This is a genomic window from Vibrio sp. NH-UV-68, assembly GCF_042940635.1.
Classification (GTDB): Bacteria; Pseudomonadota; Gammaproteobacteria; order Enterobacterales; family Vibrionaceae; genus Vibrio; species Vibrio pacinii.
In genome coordinates this window covers 2,728,957-2,742,013 of the sequence record NZ_CP134975.1, presented here as the reverse complement: position 1 = coordinate 2,742,013, position 13,057 = coordinate 2,728,957, and the positions used below count along the sequence as shown (strand labels likewise).

11 protein-coding genes are annotated in these 13,057 nt (G+C 40.1%); 7 read left to right on the top strand and 4 right to left on the bottom strand.

Features of this window, described 5'->3' with window-relative positions; genetic code table 11:
• Positions 1-6 precede the first annotated feature (6 nt).
• From ViNHUV68_RS12515 to ViNHUV68_RS12500, 4 genes are all read left to right on the top strand, one after another.
• Positions 7-501: a hypothetical protein gene (locus ViNHUV68_RS12515; protein WP_372243051.1), complete on the top strand. Its 495-nt coding sequence runs from the start codon at positions 7-9 to the stop codon at positions 499-501.
• Positions 502-665: 164 nt separating this feature from the next.
• Positions 666-914 (top strand): hypothetical protein, encoded by a 249-nt coding sequence (locus ViNHUV68_RS12510; RefSeq protein ID WP_001165850.1) that lies wholly within the window; start codon positions 666-668, stop codon positions 912-914.
• 401 nt (positions 915-1,315) lie between these two features.
• Entirely contained in the window at positions 1,316-2,344 is a 1,029-nt protein-coding gene (locus ViNHUV68_RS12505; protein WP_274676072.1) for a nucleoid-associated protein, read from the top strand.
• A 2-nt stretch (positions 2,345-2,346) separates the two neighbouring features.
• On the top strand, positions 2,347-3,567 hold the full coding sequence (locus tag ViNHUV68_RS12500) for a hypothetical protein (protein ID WP_391088381.1): 1,221 nt from the start codon (positions 2,347-2,349) through the stop codon (positions 3,565-3,567).
• Positions 3,568-3,768: 201 nt separating this feature from the next.
• Here the strand turns inward: ViNHUV68_RS12500 and ViNHUV68_RS12495 are convergent, their stop codons facing one another.
• The 4 genes from ViNHUV68_RS12495 to ViNHUV68_RS12480 all read right to left on the bottom strand — a co-directional run bounded on the left by ViNHUV68_RS12495 (position 3,769) and on the right by ViNHUV68_RS12480 (position 10,693).
• Positions 3,769-7,551 carry an HsdR family type I site-specific deoxyribonuclease gene (locus tag ViNHUV68_RS12495; RefSeq protein WP_391088379.1) on the bottom strand — a complete coding sequence of 1,261 codons (3,783 nt, stop codon included), beginning with the start codon at positions 7,549-7,551 and terminating at the stop codon, positions 3,769-3,771.
• Between the two features lie 7 nt (positions 7,552-7,558).
• The gene (locus tag ViNHUV68_RS12490) at positions 7,559-8,803 is read right to left on the bottom strand and encodes a restriction endonuclease subunit S (protein WP_372243054.1); all 1,245 of its coding nucleotides are present in this window, start codon (positions 8,801-8,803) and stop codon (positions 7,559-7,561) included.
• On the bottom strand, positions 8,787-10,364 hold the full coding sequence (locus ViNHUV68_RS12485; RefSeq protein WP_391088377.1) for an N-6 DNA methylase: 1,578 nt from the start codon (positions 10,362-10,364) through the stop codon (positions 8,787-8,789). The genes ViNHUV68_RS12490 and ViNHUV68_RS12485 overlap by 17 nt, the downstream gene beginning before the upstream one ends.
• Before the next feature lie 119 nt (positions 10,365-10,483).
• Positions 10,484-10,693, bottom strand: a complete 210-nt coding sequence (locus ViNHUV68_RS12480) for a helix-turn-helix domain-containing protein (protein WP_282248631.1) — start codon at positions 10,691-10,693, stop codon at positions 10,484-10,486.
• A gap of 106 nt (positions 10,694-10,799) precedes the next feature.
• Here ViNHUV68_RS12480 and ViNHUV68_RS12475 point away from each other — a divergent pair, with 106 nt between their 5' ends.
• The 3 genes from ViNHUV68_RS12475 to ViNHUV68_RS12465 all read left to right on the top strand — a co-directional run bounded on the left by ViNHUV68_RS12475 (position 10,800) and on the right by ViNHUV68_RS12465 (position 12,913).
• On the top strand, positions 10,800-11,339 hold the full coding sequence (locus tag ViNHUV68_RS12475; RefSeq protein WP_391088374.1) for a hypothetical protein: 540 nt from the start codon (positions 10,800-10,802) through the stop codon (positions 11,337-11,339).
• A complete protein-coding gene (locus tag ViNHUV68_RS12470; protein WP_372243056.1) occupies positions 11,329-12,648 on the top strand; it encodes a HipA domain-containing protein in 1,320 nt (439 codons plus the stop codon). Before ViNHUV68_RS12475 ends, ViNHUV68_RS12470 begins: the two co-directional genes overlap by 11 nt.
• A gap of 61 nt (positions 12,649-12,709) precedes the next feature.
• Positions 12,710-12,913, top strand: a complete 204-nt coding sequence (locus tag ViNHUV68_RS12465; RefSeq protein ID WP_000852433.1) for a hypothetical protein — start codon at positions 12,710-12,712, stop codon at positions 12,911-12,913.
• Positions 12,914-13,057: the final 144 nt, after the last annotated feature.

Sequence of the window (13,057 nt, the reverse complement as noted above, 5' to 3'; positions counted from 1 at the left end):
GATATTATGAGCCAAGAAGAACTAAAAACGCTGGTACAAGAAGAGAAATCTCTTTCCGCTGAGGAAAAGCTCCAAAGGGCATTAGACCGCCTGATAGGTAAAGGTGGTAAGCCTCTGAGAACAAAGGTAAAGGGTCGCCTAACGCTTAATAAAATTAACAATGAGGCTGGCTTGGGGCGAAGCTATATCCATAAGTTTAAGGATTTTGTTGAAAAGGTCGCTAACCCAGCAATCGAAAAATACAACGCTTCCTTGGATGCTCCTAGACAATCGGAGCAAATAGCTTCGGAGTCAGTGGATATGAGTGAAATTAATAGACTCAGAGCCGAATTAAATCGTGAAAAGGAACTAAAGATCGAGTATCGGCGGGAGCGAGATGAGGCGCTTGCTATCAATACTAAACTCGAAACATTAAATAAGTCACTAATGTTTCGTGTGTACGAACTTCAGGAGCAGCTTTCTGCCGAAGTTGTGGAGTTCGAGCATCACAAAAAGTCTTAACTGCCAGTTTTTGCTGCTATTTGGTAAATGTTGTTTTTTTGACTGGTAGTCAAGCCACTTAACGTAAACACGCATTCATGTAATGAAGTTAAAAATCAACGTGGCAATCAAATTTTAAAAATGATCAATCAAATTTTAAAACTGATTAAAAGAGAGGGGGTAAAGTGCAAATCAAAGAAGCCAAGATAAAATTCGACGCAGGATGCTTTAAACAAGCATGTATTACAGACGCTCTTATGAGCCAAGGGTACAATTTAACTTTAATTGGCAAGAAACAAGCTGATAATGCTGTTTTGAGTAGCCAGAGGGCTTCTGAAGAAGCAAAAGCGTTTAAAAGTTATGATGCTGCAATAAAGGCAGCAAAAGACATTGGTTTTCAAGATGTCACTGTAAGATTGTCACGCTTAAGATAGTTTAAATATCAACTGGTTACTTTGATTTGTGGGTTGTTTCAGAGATGTTCTAATTAGTTGTTGCTTCATATTGTCGTTCGACAATATGTCTGACCATGTGTAGAAGCTGATTCTTGATCTTGTTCGTCACGACTAGAACTTACGGTCTCCCTGCTAGTATCCTAGCTCACTATGGATGAAAACATTTTAGAATCTAAGCTCTAGGTTGATGTTGGCGGGTAAGCTATGTTTGGGCAAAGCAAAAGTGTGTCTAGGTAGTCGGTGGATGTTCAATATGAACTGTGTTGCCCCATATTGATTAAATTATTGAGATCTAAGCTGCTTTCATCAAACAAAATTCTTCATTGAAAATACTAGGTTACTGTACTCTATGCATAATGTTTTTATATGAAGGCTAGAGCATGGCAATAAAGAACGTAATTCTTCATGAAGTTACACGTAAGAACGATGGTGATCCAGTAGTAACAAATCTGCGTGATGAAGAAAACTCGATTGAAGGCTTAGGAAGCAAGCTAACTGAACAACTAATTGACTTGTTTTCTCAATCAACGCTTAATATTGGTGAGTTTGGCGTAGATGGTGATTCGACGCTTGAACCAGCTTTCGAGCAGCAGTTAAAGCGCCTACAAAATAAAGAGAAAACCTTCGTTGAAACTACCAAGGACATGGCTGAGCGATTTGCTGATATTATCCGTGAGCCTAAGCTCCAAAGTGTCAAAGGTGGTATACTGGCATTTTACATGTATGAGTATCGTGAGAACACATTGTTAGCGATTACCGTACTAAATCGAATTGACGGTATTAACGCAAGTAAAGATCTTGATTTAAGTTCAGCTACAATCATAGACCTTAACCGCTTACACTTAGGCGCATCTATCAACTTAACTGACTGGGACGAGGGCTTGAGTACTCGCTATATCAAGTTCAAAACAGGTCGTTCTGTTGAAATGCGCGATTACTTTGAGTCTTTTATTGGGTGTCAGCGTGATAAAGAAGCCGCAACTCGTGAAACGAGTGCTTTAAAAACAGCGATCAAAACTTATTCTTCTGAGCTAGGCTTAGGTAGTGATGAGACACAATCAAAATTAGATAGTGCTCATAGCTTTATCCAAGAGCAACAGAAAGCGGGTAAAGAAGTGCTCCTAACACATGTCGCTAATGCAGTTTTCCCTGATTCAACTGACGATTTCTTAGCTATTGCTCGTAATGACGAACATCAATTAAGCGAGCAAATAGCGATTAGTTCAGCAGAGTTGAAACGTTATGTTCGCTTAAGTGGCCGTGGTAAAGGTGTATCAATTAGCTTTGACAACGAGTTGCTTGGTAAGACCGTTACATTTGAAAATGAACAGTTGATTTTTACTGATATCCCAGAGACATTGAAACAGAGCATTATAGACCTTCAGCGAGAAGCTAAAGACAATGACTAGCTATGAATATTGAGACATTAAAGCTATACAAGTCGATAAGAGAGTTGATGACCGATGTGGTTGTTGACGGTAACGACGTGTCTGGTTTTGTAGACTTTAACGCAGATATTGTTGACAAGCTTAAGCGGTTGAATGAAGTCGGGCTGTGCTCGGCTTCATTTAGTATTTATAAAGACGATACTAGAAAGGTTGATTTAACAGTAAACAATGAGATTACTGATAAGCACTACAATGTGTGTAATCGAGCTAAGATCGAATTAAGCAAACAATCAGCTCAAAACAAAGATCACTTTATATGCTCTACTTGGGCTGATTTAACAAACTATACAGATTATCTGCTCAATCCTGTTGAGGCAGTCTATATCAGCGATCTCAACGAGATTCTCACGAAAGATTCTACAAATGCTAAGTTCAAAACTTATCTAAATGTTTCAAAAGTGTGTAACTTGATTAAGGATGTTGCCCATGTAAACAAAGGCAACATATATACTATTTTATGTGGTCAACCACTAGATATAACTTTGTCTGTTGATCACTCCGTGCTTAGTGCAGACATTGATATTGGTTTTTATGATGAGTTGCTAGGTAAAGACCAGCACAAAGAGGCGATGAACAGTTTAGTTCGCGAGGCTCTTTACAACCTATTAAGTGATCTTGACCCTAAGTCGAGATTGCCTCATCTAGTTAACAATTTTAATGCATTTACAAGTAAATTATTAGTTAGTTATGAGCAATATGTTCGAAACTATTCATTTGATAAAGTACGTAAAGAGTATCGAGAGAAAGCAACAGAGTACATAGACAAAGTAAATAAAGTGTTTGATGAAGTTGCCACCAAAACATTTTCGATTCCATTGGGTGTATGGTTTGCTACTTCGCAAATGCAAGCAACAGACTCGATAGAAAGCCTTCAATTTTTTAAGAATATCTCGTACTGCTTGATGGTGTTTTTCCTGGTTGTCGTGGTCTGTTGGAATCTGTTAGGTCAGTTTGCGACATTAAGTGCTACTGAGAATGAATATAAAGATCTGTTCAAGCGTCTCGGTGATGAGCTTGAATCAGGGCAAAAGGATGAGCTTGGAACATTAGAGCAGGGCTTAGATACAAGAAAACTGAGAGTGTGGCTCAAGCTAGTAGCGACTATGGTTTTCGCTATCGTATTGCTTGGTTTTACAGTGCTGGTCACGTACAAAGCGATTACGCTTCCAATAGTAGCTGGATAAAGTATCACAATAAAACATATTACATGTACAACTAAGATACTATGTCGCTCATAATCAGATTTAGTTAGAAAAGCCTTCGACAGTGTCAAAGGCTTTTTTGTATCGACCAACTCAACTCAAACAATTTAGTCTTTAATCAAGTTCCAAGGCATTAAGTTTCATTGTGCTTGGGAATAGTCATAAAGTTTTTACCATTGCCAGTTAATGAATGAAATTATTCGAGTTGTTCTTCCATTTAATATGTTTCCTAAAATCAACGACATTCGGGCTATTGGCGATTGCCTCATCGATCTCTGCCTGAGTGTTTTTTTCTTCACAGCGTTTTTGGTACTTTTTGCGTATTACGTTAGGTATCAAAACGAATGATGCCCAAAATGAAGCTTTTGCGGCATCATAAATAGCACTTTCAATGTATGTACGAAAATTCTCGTCTCCCGCGACTTCGACAGCATAAGCGATAAACTCATCATATATACTTCCATCTCTAGCAGACTGTAACGCCCAGACAATGCCACTACGCTCTCCATCATACAAAGGTAGTTCTAGCTCCTTTGTAGCTTGTTCAAGCTCTGACAAAGCGGTCATTGTGGTATCTAGCACCAATGAAGAAACAATACCTAACTCTTTAAGCTCACTGTAATATCCCGTAGTGAAAAGCGAACCAAAATCCCTCTCATAGGGTAATTCCGCCTTGAACGTAATCGTGGCTAGTTCTTGAGTATTAGAAAGTCGAGAAACTTGAGAAGCGCGATAGAGTTTTTTATCTCCTAGTAGCATCGGAATTGGTTCTGATGGTCGGTCATCGTTACTGATGCGGTTAGGATTGTTTCTCTTAAAGTTTTCAGCCTGCTCGAAAATCTCTTTGTACACTTCATCACGGTCGATTGGCGGGTATCCCCATTCATCAAGCAAGATAATCAAGTCGAAATGCAGTTCAGCTTTGATATCGTCTCGCTTGTTCCAATCGGTGTATTTGGCTTTATCATCAATGACCTTCTTCACCTCTTTAGATAGGTCAAGCAGCTTCTCTTCTGGGTAGGTAAAGTCGTACTTATGAGCCAGTGAGATGAGAATGTCGTAAAAGGCTTTTTCTTCAAAATCTATCCCCATTTCACCAAACGAGGACATCTCAGCACGCAGTTCATTGTAAAGATTGATAATTTCATCAGAAAAATCATTAATGACTTCCGAACGAAGTACATCCTTTTCATCACGCTCATTGTACTTTTCAACCAACATATTCATTTTCTTAGTGAAATCGACACCTTTCACTTTATTGGTCTTTTTAAACTCGCCAATCGCTTTGGCAAGCATCTGCTGAAGAAGTTGAAGTTTAGTGTTTGGCTGTTTCACCATCTCCAACTTGGCAAGGTAATCATCATCAAAAATATCAATCTCGCCACCGTCTTTCTTACCCAGTTTAAAGATCTCTTCAACACCATCACTCATTAGTGCGTCTTTAACCAAATCACGCACCTTGCGGTTCATTTGGTCAACATCTGGCGCACCACCCGTAGTGATCTTAAATACGATGGTTCGAACCGCTAGATAATAGTGAATCTTGTCCTTATGCTCTTTGGTCAGCTCACTACTACCCACACAAATGTCATAGGCTGATTTAAGGCGTTTGGTCAGATCCATAAACGTCTTTTCAAACTTCTTGGTTCTTAGTGCAAAATCAGCCGAAGCATTTAAGCAATGTAACTGCTCTAGTGGCGTACCATTGAAGTAGGGCTTAGAGTCGAACTTATGGAACAGCCCATCCAACAGGTTCAGGTGATCCTTAACGATAATGACCGACTGTTTAATGTCTTCTAGGTTCTGATCTTGCCCTGCTGTATATTGAGAAAGTGCAAGGTTCATCTGTTTTTTTATGCCGATGTAATCGACAACCAGACCATTCTCTTTACCTTCAAATTTACGGTTTACTCTCGAAATGGTTTGGATCAGATTATGCTTTTGCAAAGGCTTATCAATGTAGATGGTATCAAGGAACGGCACATCAAAGCCCGTTAACCACATATCAACCACAATAGCGATTTTGAAGTTCGATTTACCATTTTTAAACTGACGATCCAGCTCTTTACGGTACTCTTTGTTACCGAGTTTGTTCCACAGAGCTTTATCATCGTCTTTGTTACGAGTCATAATCATCTTGACTCGTTCCATCGGCTTCACTTTCTTCTTATCACTTTCTGATAGGGATGCACCGTCTTCACAGACTTTTACTTCATCCCACTCAGGGCGAAGCTCAAGCAACTCTTTGTAAAACTGATAGGCGATTTCACGACTGCTACAAACGAACATTGCTTTGCCTTTTTGAGTCGTGCCTTCTTCAACACGATTCTCATAATGCTCAACAAAGTCTTTCGCTATGGCTTTAATACGATCTGGGTCGCCTAGTATGGTAGACATACTCGCCATAGCCGTTTTGCTTTTATCTATTTGATATTCGTTTGTCCCTGCTTCTTCACATTCTTTATAGTATTTTTCGACTTCATCAAGCTGGCGACCATCAAGTAGCACTTTTGCTGCTCGACCTTCATAAACAATACGAACAGTAATTTCATCATAAACCGATTCTGTCATTGTGTAGCTATCTACAACCGCACCAAATACATCCAGCGTTGCGTCAATCGGTGTGCCAGTAAAGCCGACATAAGTAGCATTTGGTAAAGAGTCGTGAAGATATTTAGCAAAGCCGTAAGTCTTTTTCACTCCGTCTTCAGTAACGGTAATTTTCTGTTCTAAATTGGTTTGGCTGCGGTGCGCTTCATCCGAGATACAAATGACGTTAGTTCGCTCCGTCAGCAGCTCCAAATCTTCAGTAAATTTATGGATGGTAGTCAGGAATACACCACCACTTTTACGCCCTTTCAAGTGTTCACGAAGTTCAGCACGGCTCTCTACACTAATGATGCTTTGATCACCCACATAACCTTTTGCATTGGTGAATTGACCTGAAAGCTGATCATCCAGATCAGTACGGTCAGTGATGAGAATAATGGTTGGGCTACCTAATTCGACATCTTTCATCAGTAGGCGAGATAAGAACAACATGGTGTAGCTCTTGCCACAACCAGTTGCGCCAAAATACGTACCACCTTTACCATCACCACTCACCAGCTTACCGTGCTCATCAAAGCACTTCATATGTTGTTTGATATTGGCGAAAAGCTTGGTTGCTGCGTAATACTGAGGGTAACGACAAACAATCTTTTCTTGTTTGCTTGAAGTATCAGGAAAGTAGATAAAGTGACGTATAACATCAGTGAGTCGTTTTTTGTTAAACAAACCGCTGATCATCGTAAACAGTGAATCAATACCGTCTTTATCTAGCTTCTCTGCACCCGTAATTTTGCGCCAAGAGTAATAAAACTCGTATGGGGCAAAGTAAGACCCCATTTTGTTATTCACACCATCACTAATCACGCACAAGGCGTTGTATTTAAATAGCTCAGGAATGTCTCGGTCATAACGAGTGGTAAGCTGCTTATACGCATCATAAATGGTCGCTTCTTCACGAATCGCGCTCTTAAACTCAAACACCACCAATGGCAAACCATTGATGTACAAGATGCCGTCAGGGATACGCTGCTCATAGCCTTGTATCTCCATTTGGTTGACGATGCGATAGCGGTTGTTCTCTAAGTCAACGTAGTCGATAAGCTGAATGTATAAGTCTTTCTGGTTTGCATCTTCACGCTTGAGCAAAAAACCATCAGAGACAAACTTCATAATGGCTTTGTTGGTATCGTAGAGATCCGAAGCAGGAAGGTACTCAAGCTTATGGATAATTTGCTCTATCTCATACGTTGTAATGCCTTCCGCTTGGTAACGTTTGGCTAGAAATTCACGAAGATCGGACTTAATCAGCACATCTTCAGGTGCTCGCTCAATCGCTTCACCACGAGTATGTGGATAGCCTTCTTTATCTAGCAGTTCAATAATGGCTTGTTCAAGCCTTTCTTCTGTGAATTTCATCTACTGACTAAGCCTTTGTTACTTTTTGTAAAAGAGTATCCTTCATCATCTCAAGCTGATGATTTTGTTTAACTTTATCCATCATCAAGTTGAAACTAGGAAGTAATAAGTCATTGAATTTCTTCAGGGTAAATTCATCTGGTATAAGCATTTCAAAATCTTCAATCTCATCACCACTGACGTTGGCTTGACGACTATCACCTCCGATACTGTCCATCTGTTCTTTGAACTCCCGACTTAACAAATAACAGTACAAGTAGGCACATCGCTCGTTCGGATTTTCCCCTAACTCAAACTTCCCTACCCGTTGGTTAAGATAATATTTATTAAACAAAGGAGGAATTAGACCGATCTTACCCATCGTGAAGCCTGTCATTGCAATTACAATATCCCCGCTTTTACAAGAAAACTTATCTTTGCCTTCGACTCTTGAGGGAGAAACATAATCCAATGTCTCATAGTTAACCGTGTTGTTATGAAAGCTACCTATTTTGATAACTGGACTGCCGCTGTCCGTCCACCAAGCACTCTTAAAAGCAAAACCTGATATTACTTTTGCATAGTCTCTAACATTAGATTTTCTCCAGCCTAATGGAAGACCTTCACACAATTCTCCTCCGCTAGATTGATAAGGCTTTCCTTTCAATTGAGGACTACCGACATAATCAGCATAATCATTCGTCACTGAAAATTCGAAATCGACAAACCACTGCTTATAAATAGCTTGAGCAGTCTCTTCTAGTTTTTGGTTGAACTTATCATTTAAAGAAATACGGTCGTTCACCACATTATATTCACACACGATTTCACGCTGCTTTTCGATAGATGGGACTGGTAGTTCAACGTCACACATCTCTTGCCAATCAAATAGCTCTCGCACCGTTCCGTGGGACATATAACGAGCATATCGATCAAACTCTGAACGTCTGAACCACATCATCAAATACTCAGGATCAAGTAGCTCAGTATCGACTATCTCAAATACTGTGTAAGACGTAGAAACAATGCACTTCTCTTCACCAAGGAGCGCCACTGATATCTTTTCACCATTTCGAGAGGTTACTGGTCCATATGCGAATTGATGGTGCTCAACAACCTTATACTTCGACATATCAGTGCCGACAGTATTAGCAATTGAAGGAATAAACTGTTTAGTAATGCTCACGCCAAGCAGCAACTCAACGCTGAGATCTTTGTTCTTAACCGAGACTTCTTTAATGAACTGACCTAGTTTTTTATAGTTTGATCTCATAGCCCAACTCTTTGAAAACGTTTAGAAGTTCTTTTTTCGACTTTTCTTCTTGAGCAAGAAGACCGCTAAATTCTTCTTTCAAGCCGTTCATCTTCTGGTCAAAATCAATATTTTCATCACGGTTAGTAAATTCAATGTATTTACTTGGTACTAAAGAATAGTCCTTTGCGGCAATCTCTTCTTTTGAGGCCGAGTAACAATATTCAGCAACATTCTTATAAGTATCTTCAGCTTCCACTTGTTGCCAAGTATGAAGCGTATCTGCAAAATCCTTAATATCTTGCTCAGAGAACTGTAAATACTTCTTCTCGAACGGTTCACCTCGTTTACGTAAATCCATAAATAGCACTTCCTCTTCACGGTCACGATAGTTACGAGTGACATCTTCGTGAGGAACGATATGCGCTTTTTTGTTCTTGTTGAGAATCCACAAGGTCACACTAATATCAGTGGTGTAGAACATATTACGAGGCAAGATGATAATCGCTTCAACCAGATTATTTTCAATTAGCTTCTTACGAATCGCTTTTTCCGTACCATCTCCTGATAAAACACCATTAGACAAGACAAAACCCGCAACCCCGTTCTCAGATAACTTCGACACCATATGTAATATCCAACCATAGTTGGCATTGCCTGTTTGTGGTGTTTCGTAGCCGTCCCAGCGATGATCATCAACCAGCTCATCGGAAGCTCGCCAGTCTTTTTGGTTAAATGGAGGGTTTGCCATAATAAAATCAGCTTTTAGAGTTTCGTGCTGATCACTGGCAAAGGTATCTTTTGCCGCTGCACCAAGGTTGGCAGAGATACCACGAATAGCGAGGTTCATTTTCGCTAGTTTGTAGGTTGCACCTGTGTACTCTTGACCATACACAGAAATGTCTTTCTTATTGCCTTTGTGGTTCTCAATGAACTTCATTGACTGAACAAACATACCGCCCGAACCACAACAAGGGTCATAGATTTTACCTTTGTATGGCTCAATCAATTCTGCGATTAGGTTAACGATGCTCTTTGGTGTATAGAACTCGCCTTTGCCTTTACCTTCTGCAATCGCAAATTTAGATAAGAAATATTCGTAGACACGACCCACCACATCTTCGTGCGGATTGGCTAAGGTGTCGATGTTGTTAATGACATCAATCAGTGCAGCTAGCTTACTGACATCCAAACCAAGACGGGAGAAGTAATTGTCAGGCAATGCGCCTTGCAGTGCTTTGTTGGTTTTCTCGATGGTGCTCAGCGCAGTATCGATCTTTAGGGCAATATCTTCTTGTTTAGCGTTCTTCTGGATAAAGCTCCAACGGCTCTCTTCTGGCAAGTAAAACACATTGTCTTTGGTGTAGGCGGGAACCATATCAACGTGTTTTTCCAGCCCTGCATCAATCAACTTTTGGCGCTGTTTTTCAAATGTATCGCTGATGAACTTGAGGAAAATCAGACTCAGTACGATGTGTTTGTATTCGGACGATTCAACACTACCACGTAGTTTGTTGGCTGCATCCCAGAGTGTTTCTTCAAATGATTTTTCGTTTTTCTTTGCTGCTGGTTTTTTAGCCATGTTCTTGTTTGCCATGCGAAATTTAGTGGGGAAATTTTACCGTAATATGCAACATACGCCTAGCGTGCTACCTAGTAGATGTACATTGTTTGTCGTGGTTGATGAAAATTGACCGTGTTTTAGGGGAGAAGCTCCTTAGCATCACAGCCCAAGGTTTCCGCAATTTCATACAACTTCTCAATCGTGATATTGACTTCACCGCGCTCAATGCGTCCTACATAACTTCTATCTATCTCTGCGAACAACGCGAGTTTATCTTGAGTTAATCCTTTAGATTTCCTCATTCTTGCAATGCGTTTGCCCACAAGTGCTGCAAGCTTCTTGTTCATGTTTTTTATTTATGAAATTAATTTGTTGAACAATTGCACAGTTGCGGCATATAACTCCACGGATTATAATCCTCAAAACCATCAATAAAGGCCGTTTTTTGAACACATGAAGATAAAGATCAGAAAAGAGTTATTTCTCGCCATTTATTACAATGAACATTTCTCTGCCAATGACTTAAAGTCGTTTCCATTAGACGGTGATGAGAAAGAGTATTTATCGGATGAATACGTTGAAAAAAAATTGAAGGAAATGTCGCTTATCGGTGCAGTCCTGTCGTGCGGTTTCGATAAGCATGGAGATGAGTTGTTTTCCAAAGGTTTTATGTTTAACCATACCGACTGGGAGGTTGTTGATTACGACAATTACAGTGAGGATTCCAATTATCTTTCTCTCAAGAAAGAAAGTCTCTTGACGATTTTGCAAGATAAACAGTCAGAGCTGTCAGAGTCCTATTCTCTTCATAGCAGGGCATGGAGGCATTTCAATCGGTTGTGTGCGCAATACTCAGAGCTTAGGCCATGCATAGAGCAATACATCTCAGAGCATGACAATCGTAGATTGGATCTCAAAGCCGAAATGCTGGCAGTAGAAAATGCAATTACCTTCTACAAAAACACAGCCCAACTAGAAGAAAGTGGGGGCTAATTTGCATAATCCTATAGTTTACGCACATGCCACAAATAACAACATGCTCGTGGGGCAGTTTGTTCAACGGTCGAAGAACAACTTGTCATTTTCATATTCTGAACAATGGCTAGCATATCATTCATCCTTTCCGATTTCGTTGAGCCTACCGTTAAGAATGGGAGAAAATTCATCATTTAATGTATTGAATTTCATGAATAATCTTCTTCCTGATTTAATGGAAGAACGATTAAGCCTTGCTCACTCAATGGGAGTGCAATCCAACGATGTATTCACCTTACTCTCAAAAGTTGGTCACGATTGCACGGGCGGCATTTCATTTACTGAGAGTAGGGAGCCGCCAAATATAGGGTGGAAATATCGAGAGATCTCGGCAAGTGAATTAAATGAACTCGTTACTCAGCGTAAGTCATTTCTTCCATGTTTTGGTGACTACAGGCCATGTGTATCTGGTACACAAAGAAAAACCACGCTGATGAAAACAAATGGAAGGTGGTATGTCCCACAGGGAACCGCGTTCAGTAGTCACATAGTTAAGTATCCGATGGATGTTATTACCCAAAGTAACTCCGTGCTAGATATGAGTAGCAGCATTGAGAATGAATTCATCTGTACGCAAATAGCGAAGGAACTTGGTTTTAACGTTCCTAATGTGGAGATAATAACGACTGAATCAGGAGCTAAAGCCCTTGCAGTAAAACGGTTCGACCGATGTTTTGGTGATGGAGTTGTGACTCGTAGACACCAAGAAGATTTCTGCCAGGTTTTCGGTGTACCTGAACATCTAAAATATCAATCGGAGAACAACCTCGGTGTCTCCAAAATTGTTGGTGTTTTAAGTCTCTCTGCGCAAAGTAAGACGAACAATTATAACTTTTTTAAGTTTATGATTTTACAGTGTCTTCTTGGTGCCACTGACGGTCATCTCAAGAATTTTTCCGTGCATATTGCTCCTGGAGGACACTATCAACTTGCACCGTTTTACGATTTGTTATCAGCTTACCCCGCAGTCAGTGCTACAGGGTTAAATAAGCGCAAGCTAAAACTAGCAATGGGACTGCAAGCATCACGAGGATACAAATACCATATCAGCAAAATTTGCTTACGGCATATAGAGCAGACAGCGAGTCGGTTCGGTATCAGTAATGCTGAATGCCATGAAATCGTCTCTGCCTTTCTCGCTCAATTTAGTAGCGCACTTAGTTCTATAGACAAAAGATTCCCTGGACAGGAGTTTGCGTTGGTAAAGGATGCAATATTTCAACATGCCACTGAAATCGTTGAAAAGTTAAACAGAACAATTAAGTAAACACCTGGGGTAACAATTGTTGCCCATGTTGTAAACATACTCGTTAGCAGTGAGGGGAAATATGGCTGAAACCACGACCAATGGAAGTAATACGACTCTCGATTTGAAGCAGTCTTTCGCGCTGTTAAGTGTCGATAAAAACGGTATCGTAACGATGAAATTTGGAGATGAAGTAACGGTTTTTATGAACGACAAATGCCCAGCAATCACGACTGATTTATTAAAAGTGATTGCGTCAATAAAAAACGGGAGTAGCCAGCAATGAAGCGCGAAAAAGAAAAGATCCGTGATCTAACAGAAACTTCGTGTAAGAACCACTTCTGTTGATTGCTCCTTCCCAAGAAATGAAAAAAGAATTAGATGTGATCGTCGGTCATTATACGGTCGATTTAGATGGCGACTATTAGGA

Coding starts and splice junctions, on each gene's coding strand:
- ViNHUV68_RS12515 (WP_372243051.1), top strand. CDS start 7: ATGAGCCAAGAAGAACTAAAAACGCTGGTACAAGAAGAGAAATCTCTT.
- ViNHUV68_RS12505 (WP_274676072.1), top strand. CDS start 1,316: ATGGCAATAAAGAACGTAATTCTTCATGAAGTTACACGTAAGAACGAT.
- ViNHUV68_RS12500 (WP_391088381.1), top strand. CDS start 2,347: ATGAATATTGAGACATTAAAGCTATACAAGTCGATAAGAGAGTTGATG.
- ViNHUV68_RS12495 (WP_391088379.1), bottom strand. CDS start 7,551: ATGAAATTCACAGAAGAAAGGCTTGAACAAGCCATTATTGAACTGCTA.
- ViNHUV68_RS12490 (WP_372243054.1), bottom strand. CDS start 8,803: ATGAGATCAAACTATAAAAAACTAGGTCAGTTCATTAAAGAAGTCTCG.
- ViNHUV68_RS12485 (WP_391088377.1), bottom strand. CDS start 10,364: ATGGCTAAAAAACCAGCAGCAAAGAAAAACGAAAAATCATTTGAAGAA.
- ViNHUV68_RS12480 (WP_282248631.1), bottom strand. CDS start 10,693: ATGAACAAGAAGCTTGCAGCACTTGTGGGCAAACGCATTGCAAGAATG.
- ViNHUV68_RS12475 (WP_391088374.1), top strand. CDS start 10,800: ATGAAGATAAAGATCAGAAAAGAGTTATTTCTCGCCATTTATTACAAT.
- ViNHUV68_RS12465 (WP_000852433.1), top strand. CDS start 12,710: ATGGCTGAAACCACGACCAATGGAAGTAATACGACTCTCGATTTGAAG.